The organism is Streptomyces coffeae, assembly GCF_016741875.1.
Classification (GTDB): domain Bacteria; phylum Actinomycetota; class Actinomycetes; order Streptomycetales; family Streptomycetaceae; genus Streptomyces; species Streptomyces coffeae.
In genome coordinates, this window is record NZ_JAERRF010000048.1 from 9,676 (window position 1) to 30,579 (window position 20,904).

General features: G+C 70.3%; 18 protein-coding genes. 16 read left to right on the forward strand and 2 right to left on the reverse strand.

The window, feature by feature from the left end:
• Positions 1 to 49: 49 nt before the first annotated feature.
• From nuoE to JK363_RS39080, 13 genes are all read left to right on the forward strand, one after another.
• Positions 50 to 880 (forward strand): NADH-quinone oxidoreductase subunit NuoE, encoded by an 831-nt coding sequence (gene nuoE / locus JK363_RS39020; RefSeq protein WP_307822055.1) that lies wholly within the window; start codon positions 50 to 52, stop codon positions 878 to 880.
• The gene (gene nuoF, locus JK363_RS39025) at positions 880 to 2,262 is read left to right on the forward strand and encodes an NADH-quinone oxidoreductase subunit NuoF (RefSeq protein WP_201882991.1); all 1,383 of its coding nucleotides are present in this window, start codon (positions 880 to 882) and stop codon (positions 2,260 to 2,262) included. The genes nuoE and nuoF overlap by 1 nt, the downstream gene beginning before the upstream one ends.
• Positions 2,259 to 4,754 carry an NADH-quinone oxidoreductase subunit G gene (locus JK363_RS39030; RefSeq protein WP_201882993.1) on the forward strand — a complete coding sequence of 832 codons (2,496 nt, stop codon included), beginning with the start codon at positions 2,259 to 2,261 and terminating at the stop codon, positions 4,752 to 4,754. Before nuoF ends, JK363_RS39030 begins: the two co-directional genes overlap by 4 nt.
• On the forward strand, positions 4,751 to 6,106 hold the full coding sequence (nuoH, locus tag JK363_RS39035; RefSeq protein WP_201882995.1) for an NADH-quinone oxidoreductase subunit NuoH: 1,356 nt from the start codon (positions 4,751 to 4,753) through the stop codon (positions 6,104 to 6,106). The genes JK363_RS39030 and nuoH overlap by 4 nt, the downstream gene beginning before the upstream one ends.
• Complete coding sequence (gene nuoI / locus JK363_RS39040; RefSeq protein WP_201882997.1) at positions 6,099 to 6,719, forward strand: NADH-quinone oxidoreductase subunit NuoI; 621 nt, start codon at positions 6,099 to 6,101, stop codon at positions 6,717 to 6,719. Before nuoH ends, nuoI begins: the two co-directional genes overlap by 8 nt.
• A complete protein-coding gene (locus JK363_RS39045) occupies positions 6,716 to 7,693 on the forward strand; it encodes an NADH-quinone oxidoreductase subunit J (RefSeq protein ID WP_201882998.1) in 978 nt (325 codons plus the stop codon). The genes nuoI and JK363_RS39045 overlap by 4 nt, the downstream gene beginning before the upstream one ends.
• On the forward strand, positions 7,690 to 7,989 hold the full coding sequence (gene nuoK / locus JK363_RS39050; RefSeq protein WP_201882999.1) for an NADH-quinone oxidoreductase subunit NuoK: 300 nt from the start codon (positions 7,690 to 7,692) through the stop codon (positions 7,987 to 7,989). Before JK363_RS39045 ends, nuoK begins: the two co-directional genes overlap by 4 nt.
• A gap of 16 nt (positions 7,990 to 8,005) precedes the next feature.
• Positions 8,006 to 9,901: an NADH-quinone oxidoreductase subunit L gene (gene nuoL, locus JK363_RS39055; protein WP_201883001.1), complete on the forward strand. Its 1,896-nt coding sequence runs from the start codon at positions 8,006 to 8,008 to the stop codon at positions 9,899 to 9,901.
• Positions 9,902 to 9,904: 3 nt separating this feature from the next.
• Complete coding sequence (locus JK363_RS39060) at positions 9,905 to 11,551, forward strand: NADH-quinone oxidoreductase subunit M (RefSeq protein WP_201883004.1); 1,647 nt, start codon at positions 9,905 to 9,907, stop codon at positions 11,549 to 11,551.
• Positions 11,548 to 13,200 (forward strand): NADH-quinone oxidoreductase subunit NuoN, encoded by a 1,653-nt coding sequence (nuoN, locus tag JK363_RS39065; protein ID WP_201883006.1) that lies wholly within the window; start codon positions 11,548 to 11,550, stop codon positions 13,198 to 13,200. Before JK363_RS39060 ends, nuoN begins: the two co-directional genes overlap by 4 nt.
• A 58-nt stretch (positions 13,201 to 13,258) precedes the next feature.
• Positions 13,259 to 14,065 (forward strand): MerR family transcriptional regulator, encoded by an 807-nt coding sequence (locus tag JK363_RS44460; RefSeq protein WP_201883008.1) that lies wholly within the window; start codon positions 13,259 to 13,261, stop codon positions 14,063 to 14,065.
• Positions 14,062 to 15,051, forward strand: a complete 990-nt coding sequence (locus JK363_RS39075) for a BtrH N-terminal domain-containing protein (RefSeq protein WP_201883010.1) — start codon at positions 14,062 to 14,064, stop codon at positions 15,049 to 15,051. Before JK363_RS44460 ends, JK363_RS39075 begins: the two co-directional genes overlap by 4 nt.
• 175 nt (positions 15,052 to 15,226) lie before the next feature.
• Positions 15,227 to 15,805: a SagB/ThcOx family dehydrogenase gene (locus tag JK363_RS39080; protein WP_201883012.1), complete on the forward strand. Its 579-nt coding sequence runs from the start codon at positions 15,227 to 15,229 to the stop codon at positions 15,803 to 15,805.
• A gap of 107 nt (positions 15,806 to 15,912) precedes the next feature.
• Here JK363_RS39080 and JK363_RS39085 read toward each other — a convergent pair whose 3' ends face one another.
• On the reverse strand, positions 15,913 to 16,410 hold the full coding sequence (locus JK363_RS39085) for a hypothetical protein (RefSeq protein ID WP_215911689.1): 498 nt from the start codon (positions 16,408 to 16,410) through the stop codon (positions 15,913 to 15,915).
• A 43-nt stretch (positions 16,411 to 16,453) separates the two neighbouring features.
• Complete coding sequence (fahA, locus tag JK363_RS39090) at positions 16,454 to 17,755, reverse strand: fumarylacetoacetase (protein ID WP_201883015.1); 1,302 nt, start codon at positions 17,753 to 17,755, stop codon at positions 16,454 to 16,456.
• A 120-nt stretch (positions 17,756 to 17,875) separates the two neighbouring features.
• Between fahA and JK363_RS43410 the strand changes: the two genes are divergently transcribed.
• The 3 genes from JK363_RS43410 (at position 17,876) to JK363_RS39105 (ending at position 20,878) form a co-directional block, all read left to right on the forward strand.
• The gene (locus JK363_RS43410) at positions 17,876 to 18,130 is read left to right on the forward strand and encodes a hypothetical protein (protein WP_236076492.1); all 255 of its coding nucleotides are present in this window, start codon (positions 17,876 to 17,878) and stop codon (positions 18,128 to 18,130) included.
• A 203-nt stretch (positions 18,131 to 18,333) separates the two neighbouring features.
• On the forward strand, positions 18,334 to 19,344 hold the full coding sequence (locus JK363_RS39100) for a polyprenyl synthetase family protein (RefSeq protein WP_201883017.1): 1,011 nt from the start codon (positions 18,334 to 18,336) through the stop codon (positions 19,342 to 19,344).
• Between the two features lie 274 nt (positions 19,345 to 19,618).
• A complete protein-coding gene (locus tag JK363_RS39105) occupies positions 19,619 to 20,878 on the forward strand; it encodes a LolA family protein (protein ID WP_201883019.1) in 1,260 nt (419 codons plus the stop codon).
• The last annotated feature ends 26 nt before the right edge of the window (positions 20,879 to 20,904 follow it).

Here is a 20,904-nt window from a genome sequence, read left to right on the forward strand (position 1 = left end):
TGGCCGCACCTCTGCGCCGCGCGGGCGGAGAAGGGAACGGTGGAGCACAGTGACGGATGTACAGCTGGGGATGCCGCAGCTTCCCGCCCCCGACTACCCGGCCGAGGTGCGTGCCCGGCTCGAGGCGGACGCCCGGGAGGTGATCGCCCGCTACCCGGACAGCCGCAGCGCGCTGTTGCCGCTGCTGCACCTGGTGCAGTCCGAGGAGGGCCATGTCACCCGCACCGGGGTGCGGTTCTGCGCCGAGATGCTGGACCTCACCACCGCCGAGGTCACCGCGGTCGCCACCTTCTACACCATGTACCGGCGCAAGCCCTCCGGCGACTACCAGGTCGGGGTGTGCACCAACACCCTGTGCGCGGTGATGGGCGGCGACGCGATCTTCGAGGAGCTCCAGCGCCATCTGGAGGTGGGCAACGGGGAGACCACCGAGGACGGCAAGGTCACCCTGGAGCACATCGAGTGCAACGCGGCCTGCGACTTCGCCCCCGTGGTGATGGTCAACTGGGAGTTCTTCGACAACCAGACGGTGGAGTCCGCCAAGCGTCTGGTCGACGATCTCCGGGCGGGCCGGACCGTCGAGCCCACCCGCGGCGCACCGCTGTGCACCTACAAGGAGACCGCGCGGATCCTCGCCGGATTCCCCGACCCCCGGCCGGGCGCCGTCGAGGCCGGTGGCTCCGCCGGGCCCGCCTCGCTGGTCGGGCTGCGACTGGCCAAGGGCGAGGGAGCGCCGGGCCGGGTCGTCTCCCCGAGGTCCGCGGGCGCCCCGCCGGAGGAGCCGCCGGCGACGCATCCCAGCTCGCACGACGCTCCGCAGCGGACCTCCGCCTCCGATCCGCACCACCCGTCCGGTCCGGTCACCGAGGAGGGGGAGTGATGACCGTGACGACCGAGATCAACGAGCACAGCCCCGAAAAGCTGCTGGCACCGGTGCTCTCCGCGTTCTGGGACCAGCCCAATTCATGGACCCTGCGCACCTATCTGCGGTACGAGGGCTACGAGGGCATGCGCAAAGCCCTCACCATGGACCCCGACGATGTGATCGCGCTGGTGAAGGACGCGGGTCTGCGCGGCCGTGGCGGCGCGGGCTTCCCCACCGGAATGAAGTGGCAGTTCATTCCGCAGGGCGACGGCAAACCGCACTACCTCGTGGTCAACGCGGACGAGTCGGAACCCGGCACCTGCAAGGACATCCCCCTTCTCTACGCCAATCCGCACTCCCTCATCGAGGGCATGGTCATCGCCTGCCACGCCATCCGCTCCGAGCACGCCTTCATCTATCTGCGCGGTGAGGTCGTACCCGTACTGCGGCGGCTGCACGAGGCGGTGCGCGAGGCGTACGAGGCGGGCTACCTCGGCACGGCCGAACGACGCAGCCAGAAGCTGGGGGTGGCCGGACTTCCCGGTCTCGACATCACGGTGCACGCGGGCGCCGGTGCGTACATCTGCGGTGAGGAGACCGCACTGCTGGACTCGCTGGAGGGGCGTCGCGGTCAGCCCCGGCTGCGGCCTCCCTTCCCGGCGGTCGCGGGTCTGTACGCGTGCCCCACTGTGGTGAACAACGTCGAATCCATCGCCTCGGTTCCCGCGATCCTCAACAAGGGCAAGGAATGGTTCCGTTCGATGGGCAGCGAGAAGTCCCCGGGCTTCACGCTCTACTCGCTGTCCGGCCATGTGGCCAACCCCGGGCAGTACGAGGGCCCGCTCGGCATCACCCTGCGCCAACTGTTCGACATGAGCGGCGGGATGCGCCCCGGCCACCGGCTGAAGTTCTGGACCCCGGGCGGCTCGTCCACCCCGCTGCTCACCGAGGAGCACCTCGATGTCCCGCTGGACTACGAGGGCGTGGGCGCGGCCGGGTCGATGCTGGGCACCAAGGCGCTCCAGTGCTTCGACGAGACCACCTGTGTGGTGCGGGCCGTGACCCGCTGGACCGAGTTCTACGCCCATGAGTCCTGCGGCAAGTGCACACCCTGCCGCGAGGGCACGTACTGGCTGGTTCAGCTGCTGCGCGACCTGGAGGCCGGCAAGGGGCGCATGGACGACCTCGACAAGCTGGCGGACATCGCCGACAACATCAACGGCAAGTCCTTCTGCGCGCTGGGCGACGGCGCGGCCAGCCCGATCTTCTCCTCCCTCACGTACTTCCGCGAGGAGTACGAGCAGCACATCACCGGCGGCGGCTGTCCCTTCGACCCGGCCAGGTCCACCGTCTGGGCCGATGGGCCGCGCTCCACTCACCTGGGGGTGAACGCATGACCGTGACCACCAACGCACCCTCGGGAGGCGGGGAGGCGGCGGTGCCGCGAGAAGATCTGGTCTCCGTCACCATCGACGGAATCGAGATCTCCGTCCCCAAGGGGACCCTGGTCATCCGTGCCGCCGAGCTGCTCGGCATCGAGATCCCGCGGTTCTGCGACCATCCGCTGCTGGACCCGGTCGGTGCCTGCCGCCAGTGCATCGTCGAGGTCGAGGGCCAGCGCAAGCCGATGGCCTCGTGCACCATCACCTGCACCGACGGCATGGTCGTGAAGACCCAGCTCACCTCGCCGGTCGCCGAGAAGGCGCAGCGCGGGGTGATGGAGCTGCTGCTGATCAACCACCCGCTGGACTGCCCGGTGTGCGACAAGGGCGGTGAGTGCCCGCTCCAGAACCAGGCGATGTCCACCGGCTCGGCCGACAGCCGCTTCGAGGGCAGGAAGCGGACGTTCGCCAAGCCCGTCCCGATCTCCACCCAGGTGCTGCTGGACCGCGAGCGCTGTGTGCTGTGTGCGCGCTGCACCCGCTTCTCCAACCAGATCGCGGGCGACCCGATGATCGAGCTGCTGGAGCGGGGCGCGCTCCAGCAGGTCGGCACCGGCGAGGGCGACCCCTTCGAGTCGTACTTCTCCGGCAACACCATCCAGATCTGCCCGGTGGGAGCGCTCACTTCGGCGGCGTACCGCTTCCGCTCCCGCCCCTTCGACCTGGTCTCCTCGCCGAGCGTGTGCGAGCACTGCGCGGGCGGCTGCGCGACCCGCACCGACCACCGGCGCGGCAAGGTCCTGCGGCGCCTCGCGGCGGACGACCCCGAGGTCAACGAGGAGTGGATCTGCGACAAGGGCCGTTTCGGCTTCCGCTACGCCCAGCTTCCGGACCGGCTCACCACCCCGCTGGTGCGCAACAAGGAGTCCGGGGAGCTGGAGCCGGCGAGCTGGCCGGAGGCGCTGGAGGCGGCGGCGGCCGGGCTGGCCGCGGCGCGCGGCCGGACCGGAGTGCTGACCGGCGGCCGGCTCACGGTCGAGGACGCCTACGCCTACGCGAAGTTCGCGCGGCTGGCCCTGGAGACCAACGACATCGACTTCCGCGCCCGGGTGCACAGCCGGGAGGAGGCCGACTTCCTGGCCGCCCATATCGCGGGCCGCGGCCGTGACCTGGACGGCACCGGACTCACCTACACCACGCTGGAGAAGGCTCCGGCGGTGCTGCTGGCCGGCTTCGAGGCGGAGGAGGAGGCGCCGGGGGTCTTCCTGCGGCTGCGCAAGGCCCACCGCAAGCACGGCCAGCGCACCTTCTCGCTCGCCACCCACGTCACCCGGGGCCTGGAGAAGGCGGGCGGCACCCTGCTGCCCACCGCTCCCGGCACCGAGACCGAGTGGCTGGACGCCATCGCGGGCCGTACCGGGCTGGACGAGACCGGGGAGAGCGCGGCCGAGGCGCTGCGCGCCGAGGGCGCGGTGATCCTGGTGGGCGAGCGGCTGGCGGCTGTGGCGGGCGCGCTGACCGCCGCGGTGCGGGCCGCCGCCGCCACCGGGGCCACGCTCGCGTGGATCCCGCGGCGGGCGGGGGAGCGGGGCGCCATCGAGGCCGGGGCGCTGCCCGGGCTGCTCCCCGGCGGCCGTCCGGCCACCGACCCGGGCGCCCGCGAGGAGACCGCGGCGGTGTGGGGCGTGTCCGATCTGCCGCACCAGGAGGGCCGGGACACCGGCCAGATCATCGAGGCCGCGGCGGCCGGAGGGCTCGGCGCGCTGCTGGTCGCCGGGGTCGAGGTCGCCGATCTGCCCGATCCCGCCGGTGCGCTGGCGGCCCTGGACGCCGTCGGCTTCACCGTCAGCCTGGAGCAGCGGCCTTCGGAGGTCACCGAGCGGGCGGATGTGGTGCTGCCGGTCGCGGCGGCACCGGAGAAGCAGGGCACCTTCCTCACCTGGGAGGGGCGGGCCAGGCCGTTCGAGGCGGCGCTCAAACCCGACCAGATGACCCGCCGCCACACCCTCCCGGACCTCCGGGTGCTGCACATGCTGGCCGACGCGCTCGACACCCCGCTGGGGCTGCCGGATGTGGACGCGGCCCGCGCCGAGCTGTCCCGGCTGGGTACCTGGCAGGGGCCGCACGCCACCGTTCCGCTGGAGACCGGGGGCCCGCTTCCGCGGCCCGCCGAGGGCGAGGCCGTCCTCGCCGGTCACCGGCTGCTGCTGGACCACGGGCGGCTCCAGGAGGGCGACCCGGCGCTGGCGGGCACCCGTCACGCCGCCGTGGCCCGGCTCTCGGCGGCGACGGCCGAGGAGGCGGGGGTGACGGACGGCCAGATCCTGCGGATCACCGGCCCGGCCGGATCCGTCCAGCTGACGCTGGCCGTCACCCCGATGCCCGAACGGGTCGTCTGGCTGCCGATGGCCTCCACCGGCGGCGGAATCCACCGCGATCTGGGGGCGCGTCCCGGTGATGTGGTCCAGATCGCCGCGCCCGCGACCGAGCCGGAGGTGACCGCATGAGCTTCGCCGCTGAGGACCTGTCGATGTTCGGCCGCGACCCGTGGTGGCTGATCCTGATCAAGGTTGTCTTCTGCTTCGCCTTCCTGATGCTGACCGTGCTGATCTCCATCGTCATGGAGCGCAAGGTCGTCGGCTGGATGCAGCTGCGCATCGGGCCCAACCGGCACGGCCCCTGGGGCATGTTGCAGTCCCTCGCGGACGGCGTGAAGCTCATGCTCAAGGAGGACGTGACCGTCAAGGGCGCGGACAAGATGGTCTACGTCCTGGCCCCGATCGTCGCGGCCATCCCCGCCTTCATGGCGGTCGCGGTGATCCCGTTCGGCCCGGCCGGGAACGAGATCTCCGTCTTCGGCCACCGCACCACGATGCAGCTGACCGATCTGCCGATCGCCGTCCTCTACATCCTGGCCACCGCGTCGGTCGGCATCTACGGCATCGTGCTGGCGGGCTGGTCCTCGGGTTCGACCTATCCGCTGCTCGGTGGACTGCGCTCGTGCGCCCAGATGATCAGCTACGAGATCGCGATGGGGCTGTCGTTCGCGGCGGTGTTCCTCTACTCCGGGTCGATGTCGACCTCGCAGATCGTCGCCTCGCAGCAGGACCGCTGGTACGCGGTGCTGCTCCCGGTCTCGTTCCTCATCTACATCGTCTCGATGATCGGGGAGACCAACCGGGCACCGTTCGACATGCCGGAGTCCGAGGGCGACCTGGTCGGCGGCTTCAACACCGAGTACTCCTCGATCAAGTTCGCGCTGTTCATGCTCGCCGAGTACATCAACATGGTCACCGTCTCGATGGTCGCGGTCACCCTCTTCCTCGGCGGCTGGCGGGCGCCCTGGCCGATCAGCACCTTCTGGGCGGGCGCCAACCACGGCTGGTGGCCCCTGCTGTGGTTCCTGGGCAAGGTCGTGACCTCGCTGTTCGTCTTCATCTGGGTGCGCGGCACGCTGCCGCGCGTGCGCTACGACCAGTTCATGAAGCTGGGCTGGAAGGTGCTCATCCCGATCTCGATGGTCTGGCTGATGCTGGTCGCCACCGTGCGGGCGCTGCGCAACGAGAACTACGACTACCAGGACATCGTGCTCTACGTCGGCGGCGCGGTGATCACGCTGCTGCTGCTGTCCTTCGTCGTGGACGTCTTCCGCGACCGCGAGGCGGTCAGGGCGGCAGCCGCGGAGGAGGAGGCCCCCGAGCCCGCCTTCGACCCGATGGCGGGCGGCTTCCCGGTGCCACCGCTGCCCGGACAGTCCCTGCCACCCGTACCCCGCCGACGGTCCCGCCAGGAGCGCGAGTTGATTGTCAGTGGCGGCCCCGACACTGTCAGTGACGGAAAGGAGGCCGACGGTGTCTGACTTCCAGAATCCGGTGGCCGGCTTCGGCGTGACCTTCAAGGCCATGTTCAAGAAGCGGCTCACCGAGCAGTACCCCGAGGTGAAGAAGCCCACCGCGCCCCGCTTCCACGGACGCCACCAGCTCAACCGCCATCCGGACGGGCTGGAGAAGTGCATCGGCTGCGAGCTGTGCGCCTGGGCCTGCCCGGCGGACGCGATCTACGTCGAGGGCGCGGACAACACCGACGAGGAGCGCTACTCCCCGGGGGAGCGCTACGGCGCCGTCTACCAGATCAACTATCTGCGCTGCATCCTGTGCGGTCTGTGCGTCGAGGCGTGCCCCACCCGGGCGCTGACCATGACCAATGACTACGAACTCGCCGACCGCACCCGCGAGTCGCTCATCTACACCAAGGAGGAGCTGCTCGCCGGGCTCGAGGAGGGCATGGTCGACAGCCCGCACGCCATCTACCCCGGGATGGACGAGCAGGACTACTACCGGGGGCTGGTCACCGAGGCCGCGCCCGGGACCCGGCGTCAGGTCGCGGTCAGCAAGGGCGAGACACCCCCGGAGACCGAAGCCGAGGTCGCCGAGAGCAGCGGTGAGCGCGCGGAGAAGGGGGCGCAGGCATGAGCGGCGCGCTGGCCGCGGCGGCCACCACCACCTCCACCGGTGAGGCCGTCCAGTTCTGGGTGCTCGGCACCGTCGCCGTGATCGGCGCGCTGGGCACGATCCTCATGCGCAAGGCCGTGCACAGCGCGCTGTGCCTGGCCGGGACCATGATCGTCCTGGCGGTCTTCTACCTCGCCAACGGCGCGTACTTCCTGGGCGTCGTCCAGATCGTGGTCTACACCGGCGCGATCATGATGCTCTTCCTCTTCGTGGTGATGCTGGTCGGTGTCACCGCCGCGGATTCGCTGAAGGAGACCCTGAAGGGGCAGCGCTGGCTCGCCGCTCTGTGCGGGCTGGGCTTCGGCATCCTGCTTGCCGCCGGAATCGGCAATGCCTCGCTCACCACGTGGAACGGCCTGGGGCAGGCCAACTCCGGCGGCAATGTCGAGGGGTTGGCGGCGCTGGTCTTCACCAAGTACGTCTTCGCCTTCGAGATCACCGGCGCGCTGCTGATCACCGCGGCGGTCGGCGCGATGGTGCTGACCCACCGCGAGCGCATCGAGCGGGCGCGCAGCCAGCGCGAGCAGTCCGAGGCGCGGGTGCGCACCGGGCGGAACGTCCCGCCGCTGCCCGCCCCCGGTGTCTACGCCCGGCACAACGCGGTGGACATCCCCGGTCTGCTGCCCGACGGCACCACCTCCGAGCTCACGGTCAACGCCACCCTGCGCGGCCGCGGTCAGATCCGCGACGTCTCCGGTGAGGCGCTGGCCGAGCTGGCGGCCCTGGAGCAGCGCTCCGAGCGCTGGCTGGGCCGCAAGCCCAAGGGCGAGGACGGCAAGGGCGCGAACGGCACACCGGCGAACGGCACGTCGGCGAACGACGCGGGCAACGGCGCGAACGGGAACGACGCGAAGCGGAACGACGCGAACGCGGACGGAAAGGGCGTCGACGAGCGGTCCGAGGACGCCGAGCACCACAAGGGAGTCGCCACGTGAGTCCGGTCTACTACCTGTACCTGGCCGCCCTGTTGTTCACCATCGGTGCGGCCGGGGTGCTGATCAGGCGGAACGCGATCATCCTCTTCATGTGCGTCGAGTTGATGCTGAACGCGTGCAACCTCGCGTTTGTCGCCTTCTCCCGGCTGCACGGCAATCTCGACGGCCAGATCATCGCCTTCTTCACGATGGTCGTCGCCGCGGCGGAGGTCGTGGTCGGCCTCGCGATCATCGTGACCGTCTTCCGCTCCCGCCATTCGGCCTCGGTCGACGACGCCAGCCTGATGAAGCTCTAGAAGGGGTCGCGTTCAAGTGGAGAACCTCATCGGATTGCTTGTCGCGGTGCCGCTGTTCGGAGCGGCCCTGTTGCTGTGCGGAGGGCGGCGGCTGGATGGCAAGGGCCCCTACATCGGCACGGTGCTCGCGGCGGCCTCCTTCGGGATCGGCGCGGTGCTCTTCGCCGACATGCTCGGCCGCGGCGAGCACGACCGCGCCCTGCACAGCACGGTGTTCAGCTGGATCCCGGTGGGCGGCTTCCGCGCGGACGTCGCCTTCCAACTCGACCAGCTGTCGATGACCTTCGTCCTGCTGATCACCGGCGTGGGCACACTGATCCACATCTACTCGATCGGCTATATGGCGCACGACGAGCGCCGCCGCCGCTTCTTCGGCTATCTCAATCTCTTCCTCGCGGCGATGCTGCTGCTGGTCCTCGCCGACAACTACCTGCTGCTGTACGTCGGCTGGGAAGGCGTGGGCCTCGCCTCGTACCTGCTGATCGGCTTCTGGCAGCACAAGCCCAGCGCGGCCACGGCGGCGAAGAAGGCGTTCATCGTCAACCGCGTCGGCGATGTCGGCCTGTCCATCGCCATCATGCTGATGTTCACGACCTTCGGGTCGTTCGCCTTCGCACCGGTGCTGGCCGAGGCGGACCGCGCGGGCGAGGGCAAGCTCACCGCCATCGGGCTGATGCTGCTGCTGGCCGCCTGCGGCAAGTCGGCCCAGGTGCCGCTCCAGTCCTGGCTCGGGGACGCGATGGAGGGCCCGACCCCGGTCTCGGCCCTGATCCACGCGGCCACCATGGTGACCGCGGGCGTCTACCTGATCACCCGCTCCGGCGCGATCTTCAACGCGGCGCCGGACGCCCAGACCGCGGTGGTCACGGTCGGCGCGGTCACGCTCCTCTTCGGTGCGATCGTCGGTTGCGCGAAGGACGACATCAAGAAGGCCCTCGCCGGATCCACCATGTCGCAGATCGGCTACATGATCCTGGCGGCCGGGCTCGGCCCGATCGGCTATGTCTTCGCCATCATGCACCTGGTGACCCACGGCTTCTTCAAGGCCGGGCTCTTCCTCGGCGCCGGATCGGTCATGCACTCCATGAACGACGAGGTCGACATGCGCAAGTACGGCGGCCTGCGCAGGTACATGCCGATCACCTTCGTCACCTTCGGCCTCGGCTATCTGGCCATCATCGGCTTCCCCGGGCTCTCCGGCTTCTGGTCCAAGGACAAGATCATCGAGGCAGCCTTCGCCAAGGGCGGCACCGAAGGCTGGATCCTCGGCGGGGCGGCCCTGCTGGGCGCGGCCATCACCGCGTACTACATGACCCGCGTGATGCTGCTGACCTTCTTCGGCGAGAAGCGCTGGGTCCCGGACGAGAACGGCAACGAACCGCATCCGCACGAGTCGCCGGGGTCCATGACCTTCCCCATGATCGTCCTGGCCTTCGGATCGGTTCTCGCGGGCGGGCTGTTCAGTCTGAACGACGCGTTCGTGAAGTGGCTGGAGCCGGTCACCGGCCACAGCCACGGTCACTCACCCCTCAGTGCCGCCGCCGTCACCGGCGGCACCGTGGTCGTGCTGGTGATCGGTGTCGCGCTCGCCTGGGCCCAGTACGGGCGGCAGCCGGTGCCCCGCACCGCCCCGCGCGGCAGCCTGCTCACCCGGGCCGCCCGTCGCGATCTGCTCCAGGACGACTTCAACCACGTCGTCCTCGTCCAGCCCGGCCAGTACCTCACCCGCGGTCTGGTCTACGTGGACCACAAGCTGGTGGACGGAGTGGTCAACGGCACCGCGGCCTCCGTCGGCGGGCTCTCCGGCCGGCTGCGCAAGCTCCAGAACGGCTACGCCCGTACGTACGCGGTCTCGATGTTCGGCGGTACGGCGGTGCTCATCGCCGCGACCCTGCTGATGAGGGCGGTCTGAGTCATGTCCTTTCCCCTGCTGACGGTCACGGCCGCGGTGCCCGCGCTCGGCGCGGTCGCCACCGCCGCCGTGCCCGCCGCCAAGCGCGCCGCCGCCAAGTGGGTGGCGCTGGCCTTCTCGCTGGCCACGCTCGTCCTCGCGGCGCTGGTGCTGGTCCGCTTCGACCCCGGCGGCAGCCGCTTCCAGCTCACCGAATCCCACGCCTGGATCAAGGACTTCGGGGTCCGCTACGAACTGGGCGTGGACGGGATCGCGGTGGCGCTGATCGCCCTCACCGCGGTGCTGATCCCCTTCATCATCCTGGCGGGCTGGCATGACGCCGACCCGCTGGAAGAGCAGCGGCCCAACCGCCGCTGGCGGCCCACCCAGGGCTTCTTCGCGCTGATCCTGATGGTCGAGGCGATGGTGGTGATCTCCTTCGAGGCCACCGATGTCTTCCTCTTCTACATCTTCTTCGAGGCCATGCTCATCCCGATGTACTTCCTCATCGGCGGCTTCGGGGACCGGGCCGGAGAGCGGTCCGAGGAGGAGACGGCCACCCAGCGCTCGTACGCCGCGGTCAAGTTCCTGCTCTACAACCTGGCCGGTGGCCTGATCATGCTGGCCGCGGTGGTCGGTCTGTACGCGGTCACCGCCGATGACCTCGGCACCGGCACCTTCTCGCTCCAGGAGATCGTCCAGTCGCGGGCCGCCGGTGACCTCTCCTTCGCGACCAGCACCGAACGGCTGCTGTTCCTGGGCTTCTTCTTCGCCTTCGCGGTGAAGGCGCCGCTGTGGCCGCTGCACACCTGGCTGCCGAACGCGATGGGGGAGTCCACCGCCCCGGTCGCCGTGCTGATCACCGCGGTCGTCGACAAGGTCGGCACCTTCGCGATGCTCCGCTTCTGCCTCCAGCTCTTCCCCGAGGCCAGTAAGTGGGCCACCCCGGTGATCCTGGTGCTCGCGCTGGTCAGCATCATCTACGGCGCGCTGCTTGCGGTCGGCCAGCGGGACATCAAGCGGCTGATCGCCTATGCCTCGATCTCCCACTTCGGCTTCATCATCCTCGGCATCTTCGCCATGACCACCCAGGGCCAGAGCGGAGCCACCCTCTACATGGTCAACCACGGGATCTCGACCGCCGCGCTGATGCTGGTGGCCGGGTTCCTGATCACCCGGCGCGGTTCACGGCTCATCGCCGACTACGGCGGGGTGCAGAAGGTCGCCCCGATTCTCGCGGGCACCTTCCTGATCGGTGGTCTGGCCACCCTGTCGCTGCCCGGTCTCGCCCCGTTCATCAGCGAATTCCTGGTCCTGGTCGGCACGTTCAGCCGCTATCCGGCGCTCGGTGTCATCGCGACCGTCGGAATAGTGCTCGCGGCGCTCTACGTCCTGGTGCTGTACCAGCGCACCATGACCGGCCCGGTGAAGGCCGAGGTGCGGAGCATGCCCGATCTCAAGGCGCGCGAGCTGATCGTCGTCGCCCCGCTCATCGCGCTGCTGCTCTTCCTCGGTGTCTATCCGAAGCCGCTGGCCGACATCGTCAATCCGGCGGTCGACCACACCCTCTCGGTGGTGGACGAGAAGGACCCCAAGCCCGACCACCCCGTTGACGCGGGCTGGTTCAGCTACAGCCCGATGCACGACGGTGCTTCCGGAGGTGCCAAGTGACTCACGCGGCCACTGTCCACAGCCTGTGGACAACAGCGGCGGCGGCGCCCGACAAGATCCCCTCGCCGCATATCGAGTACGGCCAGCTGTCACCGACGCTGATCGTGATCGGCGCGGCGATCGTCGGCGTCCTGATCGAGGCCGGCCTGCCGCGCCGCCGGCGCTACGCCGCGCAGCTGTTCCTCTCCGTCGTCGCCCTGGCCGCCGCGTTCGCCGCGGTCGTCGGGCTGGCCGTCGGTGACTACGGCACCGGCAAGGCCCATGTCGCGGCCATGGGCGCCATCGCGGTCGACGGCCCGTCGCTCTTCCTCCAGGGCACCATCCTGCTGGTGGCGCTGGTCGCGGTGTTCACCTTCGCCGAGCGACGGCTCGATCCGGTGGTGCACGGCAACCGGGTCGACTCCTTCGCCGCGCAGGCGGCGGCCGTCCCCGGCGGTGAGGCCGAAAAGGCCGCCGTGAAGGCCGGGTTCACCACCACCGAGGTCTTTCCGCTGGTGCTGTTCGCGGTCGGCGGCATGCTGGTCTTCCCGTCCGCCAATGACCTGCTGACGCTTTTCGTGGCGCTGGAGGTCTTCTCGCTGCCGCTGTACGTGCTGTGCGCGCTCGCCCGGCGCCACCGCATGCTCTCCCAGGAGTCCGCCGTCAAGTACTTCCTGCTCGGCGCCTTCTCCTCGGCGTTCCTGCTGTTCGGTATCGCCCTGCTCTACGGCTACGCGGGCACCGTCGGCTATGCCGGGATCGCGGATGTGGTCGACGGCCAGGTCCGGAACGTCACCCCGGCGCTCGCCGGGACCATGGGCAATGACGCGCTGCTGCTCATCGGCGGTGCGATGGTGCTGATGGGGCTGCTGTTCAAGATCGGCGCGGTGCCGTTCCACATGTGGACCCCGGATGTCTACCAGGGCGCTCCGACCCCGGTCACCGGATTCATGGCGGCGGCCACCAAGGTCGCGGCGTTCGGCGCCCTGCTGCGGCTGCTCTATGTCGTGCTGCCCGGGCTGCGCTGGGACTGGCGCCCGGTGATGTGGGGCGTCGCGATCGTCACCATGCTGGGCGGCGCCATCGTGGCGGTCACCCAGACCGATGTGAAGCGGCTGCTGGCGTACTCCTCGATCGCGCATGCGGGGTTCATCCTCGCCGGTGTCATCGCCACCACGCCCGACGGCATCTCCTCGGTCCTCTTCTACCTCGCCGCGTACTCCTTCGTGACCCTGGGCGCCTTCGCGGTGGTCACCCTGGTGCGGGACGCGGGCGGGGAGGCCACCCACCTGTCCAAGTGGGCCGGGCTCGGCCGCCGTTCACCGCTGGTGGCCGCCGTCTTCGCGGTCTTTCTGCTGGCCTTCGCCGGTATCCCGCTGACCAGCGGCTTCGCCGGGAAGTTCGCGGTCTTCAAGGCGGCGGCCGACGGCGGCGCGGGCGCGCTGGTGGTCGTCGGTGTGATCTCGTCGGCGATCGCCGCGTTCTTCTACATCCGGGTGATCGTGCTGATGTTCTTCAGCGAACCGCGTACGGACGGCCCGTCGGTCGCCGTGCCGAGCGCGCTGACCTCGTCGGCGATCGCGATCGGCGTGGCGGTCACGCTGGTGCTCGGTGTCGCCCCGCAGTACTTCCTCGATCTGGCGAGCCAGGCCGGGGTGTTCGTGCGGTAGCGGATCCGTCTGACCGAGGGGTGGACTCTCCCCTCGTGGGAGGGTCCACCCTGGTGATGTGCGCAATGACCTCCTCACCATCGGGCGATTCGCCCGGCTGTGCCGGCTGAGCGTCAAACAGCTGCGGCACTACGACGAACTGGGGCTGCTGGCCGCCGTCCATGTCGACGTCGGCACGGGCTACCGCTACTACGCCCCCGACCAGGCACGCGATGCCCTGACCATCGGCCTGCTGCGCGAGATGGACCTCCCGCTGACCGTGATCGCCGAGATCCTGACCGCCCGACCCCCGACCAGGGCGCGCATCCTGCGCGCCGAGCGGGAACGGCTGGCGGAGCGGATCCGCCGGGACCGGACCCGGATGGACATGCTGGAGCGGCTGGCCGAGGGCGGTCTGCCCGGCTACGAGGTGACCATGGGCGGTGAACCCCCGCTGGAGCTGGCCGTGACCCGGACAGTCTGTGCCCCCACCGAGATCGGGGAGAAGGCAGGGGAGCAGGTGAACCTGCTGCTGGCCGCGCTGAACGGCGCGGGCGTCGTCTGGGAGCCACCGCTGTGGGGGCTGTACCCCGTGGAGCTGGAGGACCGCGCGGCGATCGCCGTAGGAGCCCGGGTACCGGAAGGAATGGAGTTGCCCGGCCTGGTCCGTGAGGTGCTGCCCGGCGGACCGGTGGCCGAGACGCTGCACACGGGCCCCTACGCCCAACTGCCCCTCGCCTACAACGCGCTGTTCGCCGCCATCCACGAGCGAGGGCTGCGTCCGAAGGCGCCCGTGCGCGAGGCGTATCTCGTGGGGCCGGGAGAGGCTCCCCAGGAGGAACTGCTGACCCGGCTGATCATCCCCGTCGAGGAGGACGCGGCATGACCATGGTGCGGGACATCGACACCCGCGGTATGCGGCACTGCGAGACGACGGCGCTGGGTGTGCTGCTGCGGCACGAGGGCGTCACCTGGTCCGAGCCCATGCTGTTCGGCCTCGGCTCAGGACTGTCGTTCCTCTACTGGGACAGCAAGGCCATGGGCTTCCCGTTCCTCGGAGGCCGCGTCAAGCCGTTCGAGCTGACCAGGAACCTGGCCGCCGGACTCGGGCTGGAACTGCTGGTCCACGAGACCACGTCCGCGCGCAGGGCATGGGAGCAGGTGGTGGCGCCCCTCGACGCCGGGCGGCCGGTCGGGTTGCAGCTCGACAGCTACCACCTGGACTACTTCACCACCAAGGTGCACTTCGGTGCCCATGTCGTGGCCATGTACGGCTATGACGAGGAGAACGCCTACCTGGTGGACACCGAACAGCAGGGCGGAGCGGTGTCCACCAGTCTGGCGAGTCTGGCCAGGGCCAGGGCCGAACGCGGCCCGATGACCGCCAGGCACCGCTCCTTCACCCTCACCGTGCCGAAGGACCTCCCTTCACCGCGGGAGCGGATCATTCCCGCGATCACGGCGTGCGCCGCGGCGTTCCTCGACCCGCCGATCGCGAACCTGGGCCACCGGGGCATCGAGAAGGCGGCCGGGCAGGTGCCGAAGTGGCTGGAGCGCACCGGCGATCCGCACCGGGATCTGACACGGGCCGCCCGGCTCATGGAGGAGGCGGGCACTGGCGGAGCCCTGTTCCGCAACCTCTACCGCGACTTCCTCGGGGAGTGCGCAGAGCTGGTCGGCGGCGGCCATCTGCACACCGGTCACACCCTGTACGCCGAGGCCGCCGCCCTGTGGACGGAGGTGGCCGAACTGATCGCGAAGGCGGGCGAGTCCGGTGCGGCGACCCACCTCGAGCAGGCCAGTACGGCCCTCCGCGACCTCGCCCGGATCGAGCGGAACGCGATGCAGGCTCTGATCCGGCTGGAGCCATGAGCCCGGCCCGGAACCGGTACCAGGACCTGGCAGTCGCCACTGGACCGTCCCTTGGCCCACGGCCCAGGACACATAGCCGCGTGGTGTGCCGGTGTGCTTGGCTGGCCCGATGACACAGCGGGATGTGCCTCTGCCGCGGATTCGGCCTGCGGCGCCGGCCGAGGGCTTGGGGTCCTTGCTGGAAGGGCGCCGCAGCACGCGCGAGTTCGGCTCCCGGCCCCTGAACACCGCCCAGCTCGCTCGTGTGGCGTGGGCGGCGCAGGGACGTACCGCCGATGGACGCCGCACCTGCCCGTCAGCCCACGCCCTCTACCCCCTGACGCTCACCGTGGTTGCGGGGAACATGGACGATCTGGCCGCCGGGGCCTACCGGTACGACGCCGAGCGACAGGTGCTGACCCTGGTCGCCGAAGGCGACCACCGCGACCGGGTCGCCGCCACCACTCTCGCCGACCACGCCTGGCTGCGCCGGGCGGCGGCCCTGCTGCTGCTCAGCGGTGATGTGGACGCGGCCGCGCGGCATTTCGCCGATCAGCCGCCGCTGGGGCAGCGGGGGCCGAGGTACGTATGGCTGGAGGCGGGCCACGCCGGCCAGAACATCTACCTCCAAGCCACCGAAGCGGGTCTGGGCGCGGTGCTCGTGGCCGGGTTCGACGACGAGCGGCTCCTCGGGCTCCGCCCGGCGGTCGTGCCGTCCGGGCAGCACCCGCTGGCACTGTTCGGGCTCGGTCATCCGGCCGGTGGACAGGGATGATCGGGCGAAGCCGGTGCACCGAGGGTCGTCCGAACAGACACGAGGGTCCCGGCATCGTCACGATGCCGGGACCCTCGTGTCTGTTCGGTCCGCCTGAGGACGTCGCCTCAGTTGGTGGGGAGGTCGGGCATACCGGTCGGCAGACCGGAGGGCATCGACGTGGGAAGCCCGCTCGGGAGGTCCTTCGGGGAGGCTGCCTTGGTGAAGGTGTCGTTCTCCGAGAGCGCTTCCCAGTCGACGGTGAGCGTCTTGCCGTCGGCGCTCGGGGCCACCTTGCCACTGGTGCGGTCGGTGTTGCCGTCGGCGCACTTGAGCATCAGCGTCTTCTCGCCGGTGTCGGTGTACTCACCGGAGCAGGTGTGCTTGCCCGCGACCAGTGCCGCCTTCTCGCCGCTGATGGACAGCATCATCGTCTCGTTGCCGCTCTTGGCGACATAGGCGCCGGTCAGCTCGGCACCCGCGCCCCCCTCCGCCGGGGCGCTGGCCGACGGGGTGTCCTTGGAGGTGTCCTTCTTGCCGTCGTCGCCTTCGCTGCCACAGGCCGTCAGCAACAGGGCGGCCGCGGCCACCGTTCCGGCGACGCTCACTGCCTTGATCACGCACATCTCCTCGGTTGTTAGGGCAGGAGCACGACAACGTAGCAGCCGCTCAGGGAGTGGCCGGGACGACGTGGCCGGTCACCTCACCCAGACCGATACGGGCGCCGTGCGCGCCGGGCGCCCAGGCCGTGAGGGTCACCTCGTCGCCGTCCTCCAGAAAGGTGCGGCTGCCGTCGGGGAGGTGCACCGGATCGCGTCCGCCCCAGGTGAGCTCGAGCAGACAGCCGCGCTCGGCCGGGCGCGGGCCGCTGACCGTGCCGGAGGCGAAGACGTCGCCGGTGCGCAGCGAGGCGCCGTTCACGGTCATATGGGCCAGTTGCTGGGCGGCGGTCCAGTACATGGCGGAGAACGGCGGGCGGGAGACGGTGTGTCCGTTGACGGCGACCTCGATGCGCAGGTCGAAGCCGAAGGGTTCGGCGGTGGAGTCGTCGAGGTAGGGCAGCAGCGGGAGATCGCGGGCGGGCGGGGCGGTGCGGGCCGGGGCGAGGGCGTCCAGCGGCGTGATCCACGCGGCGAGGGAGGTGGCGAAGGACTTGCCGAGGAAGGGGCCGAGCGGACGGTACTCCCAGCTCTGGATGTCGCGGGCGGACCAGTCGTTGAGCAGACAGAGACCGAAGACATGGTCGTGGAACCCGGAGAGCGGCACCGGTGTATTCAAAGGGGAAGGGGCGCCGACGACGAAGGCCACCTCCGCTTCGAAGTCGAGGCGCAGGGAGGGGCCGAAGACCGGAGTGGGGGAGGACGTATGAGGCGCGGACGGTGTGGACGGTGCGGATGGCGCGGACGGTGTGGGCGACGAGGACGAGACGGCCGGGGCGGGCGGCAAGTACTGGCCCTGGGGGCGCACGATCGGGGTGCCGGAGACCAGGACCGTACCGGCCCGGCCGTGGTAACCGATCGGCAGGTGCTTCCAGTTGGGGGTGAGCGCGTCGCCGTCCGGGCGGAACATCCGGCCCACATTGGCCGCGTGATGCTCGCTCGCATAGAAGTCGACGTAGTCGGCCACCTCGATGGGGAGGTGGAGGGCGAGGGTGGTGAGGGGGTGCATCAGGGGCTCGATGGTCGGCCGGTGCGCCGGGTTGGTCAGCCAGTCGAGCACCTCGGCGCGGACCGCCTGCCAGACCGGGCGGCCCGCGGCCATCAGCGGGTTGAGCGTGGCGGCGCCCAGCAGTTCGGCGTGCGGCGAGGCGGTGGCGGCCGCCGCGGCTCCCGCGTCCAGCACATGGCTCCCGTAGCGCACGCCGATCCTGCGCAGATGCGGCGCATGCGGCGTGGTGAAGACGCCATAGGGGAGATTGTGCGGCCCGAAGGGATCCCCTTCGGGCAGATCGAGCGGGCTTCGCTGCGGCATGAATGCTGCCTCGCCTTCTCCTCGTCACCGTGCCGGCCAGGCCACACCTTACGGCTCAAGGGGCGCGAGGGAAGGAGGTGCCGGGTGCTGCCTAAAGAGATGGCAATGTCCGGATAGTTCTTGCTGGAGGCGGCAATCTTCGGCGCGCCGCCGGACCGCCGGCCGCGGCTGCGGGACCGGTTCGCCTGCCGGGTGCAGGTCACCCAGGGGCAGCACATCCACCGGGTCACCGTGGAGGGTGACGGACGGCCGGTGCTCTCGCGGCGCGGCGCGGGCGGCCGGGTGGGCGAGCTGGCCGCGGACCATGTCATGGGGCGGTGGCGGCCGCCCACGAATGAGGGACCGTGCGGCCTGTTCCCCCGGCCGTTCGGGTAAGCGGCCGGGGGCGCGGGAGGAATGATCTGCTGGTGATCGCGGTACTGCGTGGGGATGCCGGTCGCTCGGGGGCATGGACGCTGTGAGGCGCACAAGGCGGGAAGCCGCCCACAGTGATCGATACCCGACCGGATACGCTGCCTGTTGGTGAAGGCAGCGACACATCGACATTCCGCGTGATCGTAGGCAGACAGGAGTACCCCGTGAGCGTCATCGGGCCCCTTGGGCTGAGCGTGCGGGACCAGACTCTGGAAGCCGACACCCAGGCCGGGCTGACGGCTGTCGAAGAGGGCCTGTTGGAGGCCACCAAGAGTGATGTGCCCTTCATTACCGAGGCCGCCCAGCATCTGGTGCGGGCGGGCGGGAAGCGGTTCCGTCCGCTGGTGGTGCTGCTCGCCGCGCAGTTCGGCGATCCGCACGCCCCCGGTGTGGTGCCTTCCGCCGTGGTCGTCGAGCTGACCCATCTGGCGACGCTCTACCACGACGATGTGATGGACGAGGCGGATGTGCGGCGCGGGGTGTCCAGCGCCAATGCCCGCTGGGGCAATTCGGTGGCGGTGCTCACCGGCGACTTCCTCTTCGCCCGGGCCTCCCACATCCTGGCCGACCTCGGCCCGGAGGCGGTCCGGATCCAGGCCGAGGCGTTCGAACGGCTGGTGACCGGCCAGATCCTGGAGACCGCCGGACCGCGCGACGGCCAGGACCCCATCGAGCACTATCTGGATGTGCTCGCGGGCAAGACCGGCTCGCTCATCGCCGTCTCCGGACGGTTCGGCGCGATGATGTCCGGCGCCGACGAGTCAATCGTCAACATCCTGACCCAGTACGGCGAGCGGCTGGGCATGGCCTTCCAGCTGGCCGACGACGTCCTGGACATCGCCAGCGACAGCCATGAGTCGGGCAAGACCCCCGGCACCGATCTGCGCGAGGGCATCGCCACCCTCCCCGTGCTGCATCTGCGGGCCCGGGCGGCGGCCAGCGGCTCGGCCGAGGACCGCGAGCTGTGCGAGCTGCTCGCCGGGGACCTCACCGATGACGCCCGCCATGCCGAGGTGCTGCGGCGGCTGCGGGCCCACCCGGCGCTGGAGGAGGCCCGCCGGGACACCCTCCGCTATGCGGCGGAGGCCCGTTCGATGCTGGCGCCGCTGCCCGAGGGCCCGGCGAAGGCCGCCCTCGAGGGGCTGTGCGACGCGGTGGTGCACCGCGCGGGCTGATCCCCGCCCGCCCACCGCCCCCCCCGTGATCTGCCGAACCGCCCCCTGGGGGCGAGGCGTTCCCGGGGTCTCCCCGGGACGTACGAGCTCACCCGCGCGGCACCGGTTGTCATACCCGAGCATGAGAGTGCAGTTGATCCTGCGGGCTGACGCCGTGGGGCCGTGGATTTGGTGGGATGAAACCACCACCACAGGGCGGGAACGGGCGACAATGGCCCGAGAGGTGGACGAGTGCAGGCTGACAACCGCCGCCCACGACGGAGGTAGAGCACACATGGCACGGATCCGACCGACACAGGTCGACGACGACGGCTTCTGGGACGAGGAGCGGCCGTCACGACGTACGAAGGCCGCCCGGTACGCCCTCCCGGTCGCGGTCGCAGGGCTGGCGGCGGCCACGATAGGGCTTGTTCCGGCCCTCGCCAGCAGCGGCGACCCCGATCTGCCGAAGATCTCGGCGGAGGAGCTCATCAGCAAGATGGCCGCCTCGGACACCGAGCAGCTGTCCGGCTCGGTGAAGATCACCACCGATCTGGGGCTGCCCTCGCTGCCCGGCGGCGCTTCCCTCTCCGACCTCGGCGGCGGAGCGGGCGGGGAAGGCGGCGACGGCGCCTCGGCCGCACCCGATGCCAAGCTGATGGATCTGGTCTCCGGCTCGCACACCCTGCGGGTGGCCGCGGACGGCCCGGAGCGCCAGCGGGTGTCGATCATCGAGAAGGCCGCCGAGTACAGCCTGATCCACAACGGCGATGAGACCTGGGCGTACGACAGTGAGGCAAACGCGGTCTACCACTCCACCGCCCCCAAGGGCTCCGGGGCCAAGGACGACCACCGGCGCGAGCTGCCCAAGGACCTCAAGGACGTCACCCCGCAGCAGTTCGCCAAGCAGGTGCTCGCCTCCGTGGACGACACCACGGATGTCTCGGTCGACGGCACCACCCGGGTCGCCGGCCGGGACGCCTATGAGCTGCTGATCAAGCCCACGTCGGACGACTCCACGGTCGGCTCGGTCCGGATCGCGGTGGACGCGGACAACGGCACCCCGCTGAAGTTCGTCCTCACTCCCAAGAGCGGCGGCAAGGCCGTGGTCGACGTGGCCTTCACCAAGGTCGACTTCGGCAAGCCCACGGCGGGCACCTTCGACTTCACCCCGCCCAAGGGCGCCAAGGTCACCGAGGAGAGCGACCACAAGCGCGGCGCCAAGGACGGGATGAACGCCAAGGACGGGATGAACGACAAGGACGCGCAGGAGGCCCTGTCCGGCCTGAAGGTGATCGGTGAGAGCTGGGACAGCGTCGCCCGGCTCGACGGCGGCGAAGGCGGCGCACCCGCGGCCCAGGGCGGCGACGGCGGAGCGGAGAAGGACGCCGGAGGGTTCCTCGGTGGCTTCGGCAAGGAGGTCAAGGGCGACTTCGGCTCCGGCCATGTCGTCAGCACTCGCCTGGTGAACGCCCTGCTCACCGACGACGGCAAGGTCTTCGTCGGCGCGGTCGACACGGACGCCCTGGTCGCCGCCGCCAACAAGGCCAAGTGAGCCCTCCGGCCGGGTAGGGCCGGAGC

What these genes read in the sequence shown, in the direction of transcription:
- nuoF (WP_201882991.1), top strand. Translation starts at nt 880, where the DNA reads ATGACCGTGACGACCGAGATCAACGAGCACAGCCCCGAAAAGCTGCTG.
- JK363_RS39085 (WP_215911689.1), bottom strand. Translation starts at nt 16,410, where the DNA reads ATGTGCGTGATCAAGGCAGTGAGCGTCGCCGGAACGGTGGCCGCGGCC.
- fahA (WP_201883015.1), bottom strand. Translation starts at nt 17,755, where the DNA reads ATGCCGCAGCGAAGCCCGCTCGATCTGCCCGAAGGGGATCCCTTCGGG.
- JK363_RS39075 (WP_201883010.1), top strand. Translation starts at nt 14,062, where the DNA reads ATGACCATGGTGCGGGACATCGACACCCGCGGTATGCGGCACTGCGAG.
- JK363_RS39105 (WP_201883019.1), top strand. Translation starts at nt 19,619, where the DNA reads ATGGCACGGATCCGACCGACACAGGTCGACGACGACGGCTTCTGGGAC.
- nuoH (WP_201882995.1), top strand. Translation starts at nt 4,751, where the DNA reads ATGAGCTTCGCCGCTGAGGACCTGTCGATGTTCGGCCGCGACCCGTGG.
- JK363_RS39060 (WP_201883004.1), top strand. Translation starts at nt 9,905, where the DNA reads ATGTCCTTTCCCCTGCTGACGGTCACGGCCGCGGTGCCCGCGCTCGGC.
- JK363_RS39030 (WP_201882993.1), top strand. Translation starts at nt 2,259, where the DNA reads ATGACCGTGACCACCAACGCACCCTCGGGAGGCGGGGAGGCGGCGGTG.
- JK363_RS39045 (WP_201882998.1), top strand. Translation starts at nt 6,716, where the DNA reads ATGAGCGGCGCGCTGGCCGCGGCGGCCACCACCACCTCCACCGGTGAG.